Here is a 2503-nt window from a genome sequence, read left to right as displayed (position 1 = left end):
GCCGGGCCGATCCGCACCGCGGTGTCGGCCGCCCGGACGTGCGGCGCCTCGGCGTCGGCGTCGGAGAAGACGGCGACCGAGCGGATGCCCAGCTCGCGCAGCGTACGGATCACCCGGACGGCGATCTCGCCGCGGTTGGCGACCAGCACCGTGTCGAACATGGCGGGCGCCCCCGGCTGCGTCGTCGTGGCGCGCGCCTTCATGGCGTGCGGCGTCCTGGCGTGCGTTGTCATCGTCTGCGTCACGTGTCCCACCCCTTACATCCGGAAGACGCCGAACTTCGGCTCGCCCAAGGGGGCGTTGCCGCAGGCGGTCAGGGCCAGGCCCAGGACCTGCCGGGTGTCCAGCGGGTCGATCACGCCGTCGTCCCACAGGCGGGCCGTCGCGTAGTAGGCGTTCCCCTGCTCCTCGTACTGGGCGCGGATGGGGTCCTTGAAGGACTGCTCCTCCTCGGCCGGCCACTCCTCGCCGCGCGCCTCCAGCTGGTCCCGCTTGACCGTGGCCAGCACCGAGGCGGCCTGCTCGCCGCCCATCACGGAGATCTTGGCGTTGGGCCACATCCACATGAACCGCGGCGAATAGGCGCGCCCGCACATGGAGTAGTTGCCCGCGCCGTAGGACCCGCCGACCACCACGGTCAGCTTGGGCACCCGGGTGCAGGCCACCGCCGTGACCATCTTCGCGCCGTGCTTGGCGATGCCCCCGGCCTCGTAGTCCCGGCCGACCATGAAGCCCGAGATGTTCTGCAGGAACACCAGCGGGATGCCGCGCTGGTCGCACAGCTCGATGAAGTGGGCGCCCTTCTGGGCGGACTCGGCGAAGAGGATGCCGTTGTTGGCGACGATGCCGACCGGGTGACCGTGGATCCGGGCGAAGCCGGTGACCAGGGTCTGCCCGAACTCCGACTTGAACTCGGCGAACCGGGAGCCGTCGACGACCCGGGCGATGATCTCGCGCGCGTCGTAGGGCGTGCGCGAGTCGACCGGCACGGCGCCGTAGAGACCGTACGGGTCGACCTTCGGCTCGACGGACGGGACCGTCCGCCAGGGCATCTCGCGGCGGGCGGGCAGGGTGGAGACGATGGTGCGCACGATGCGCAGGGCGTGCGGGTCGTCCTCGGCCAGGTGGTCGGTGACACCGGAGACCCGGGAGTGCACCTCGCCGCCGCCCAGTTCCTCGGCCGTCACGACCTCGCCGGTGGCGGCCTTCACCAGCGGCGGGCCGCCCAGGAAGATCGTGCCCTGGTTCCGGACGATGACCGCCTCGTCGCTCATCGCCGGGACGTAGGCGCCGCCGGCCGTGCAGGAGCCCATCACCGAGGCGATCTGGGGAATGCCGGCCGCGGACATCCGGGCCTGGTTGTAGAAGATGCGCCCGAAGTGCTCCCGGTCGGGGAAGACCTCGTCCTGCATCGGCAGGAAGGCGCCGCCGGAGTCGACCAGGTAGACGCACGGCAGGCGGTTCTCCAGCGCGACCTCCTGGGCGCGCAGGTGCTTCTTCACCGTCATCGGGTAGTAGGTGCCGCCCTTGACCGTGGCGTCGTTGGCCACGACCACGCACTCGCGGCCGCTCACCCGGCCGATGCCGGCGATCACGCCCGCGGCGGGCGCCTGGCCGCCGTACATCCCGTCCGCCGCGAGCGGCGCCAGCTCCAGGAAGGGTGAACCCGGGTCGAGGAGTGTGTCGACCCGGTCGCGGGGAAGCAGCTTGCCGCGCGCGGTGTGCCGCGCGCGGGCCTTCTCGCCCCCGCCCAGGCGGGCCGCGGCCAGCTTGGCCCGCAGCTCCTCCACCAGGGCGCGGTGGGCCGCTTCGTTGGCCCTCCAGGCGTCCGAGGCGGGATCCGCCGCGCTCTTCAGCTCCGGTGCGTCGTCCATCAGGCGCTCCCTCAGGTTAGCGCTCGTTAACCCATTTCCCTCAGGTTAACGAGCGCTAACCGCTCTGTCTACAATTGATGGCATGGCCACCAGGACGGACGCCTCGACCCGCCGTGAGCAGATCCTCAAGGAGGCCGCGCGGCTCTTCGCCGAACGCGGCTTCCACGGCGTCGGCGTCGACGAGATAGGCGCTGCCGTGGGCATCAGCGGTCCCGGCCTGTACCGGCACTTCCCCGGCAAGGACGCGATGCTCGCGGAGCTGCTGGTGGGCATCAGCGGTCAGCTCCTCACGGGCGGCAGGCGGCGGGTGGCGGAGGCCGGGGCCGTGGCCGAGGGCGGCCCCGGGGCGGTCCTCGACTCGCTGATCGAGGGGCACATCGACTTCGCGCTCGACGACCGCCCGCTGATCACCCTGCACGACCGCGAGCTGGACCGCCTGCGGGACAGCGACCGCAAGCTGGTGCGGCAGCTCCAGCGGCAGTACGTCGAGCTGTGGGTGGAGGTCGTCCGTGACGTCCACCCGGAGCTGGCCGAGCCGCCGGCGCGGGCGGCGGTGCACGCCGTCTTCGGACTGCTGAACTCGACGCCGCACCTCAGCCGGCCCAAGCTGCCGGGGCGGGCGGCCACGG

3 protein-coding genes are annotated in these 2503 nt (G+C 72.1%); 1 reads left to right on the top strand and 2 read right to left on the bottom strand.

Features of this window, described 5'->3' with window-relative positions:
- Both HW445_RS26610 and HW445_RS26605 read right to left on the bottom strand, forming a co-directional pair.
- Positions 1–203: biotin carboxylase N-terminal domain-containing protein (locus HW445_RS26610; protein ID WP_257231305.1), on the bottom strand; the 203-nt coding region annotated here is incomplete at its 3' end.
- Between the two features lie 54 nt (positions 204–257).
- Entirely contained in the window at positions 258–1874 is a 1617-nt protein-coding gene (locus HW445_RS26605; RefSeq protein WP_180223426.1) for a carboxyl transferase domain-containing protein, read from the bottom strand.
- 82 nt (positions 1875–1956) lie between these two features.
- Here HW445_RS26605 and HW445_RS26600 point away from each other — a divergent pair.
- A partial coding sequence (locus tag HW445_RS26600) for a TetR/AcrR family transcriptional regulator (protein ID WP_180223425.1) occupies positions 1957–2503 on the top strand: 547 nt, incomplete at its 3' end.

The sequence above is a fragment of the Streptomyces sp. UH6 genome (genome assembly GCF_013421635.1).
Taxonomy (GTDB): Bacteria; Actinomycetota; Actinomycetes; order Streptomycetales; family Streptomycetaceae; genus Streptomyces; species Streptomyces abyssomicinicus.
This window is presented reverse-complemented; position numbering and strand designations above follow the sequence as displayed.

Bases quoted from the DNA above. Each gene is read 5' to 3' on its own strand.
- HW445_RS26605 (WP_180223426.1), bottom strand. From the start codon at position 1,874: ATGGACGACGCACCGGAGCTGAAGAGCGCGGCGGATCCCGCCTCGGAC.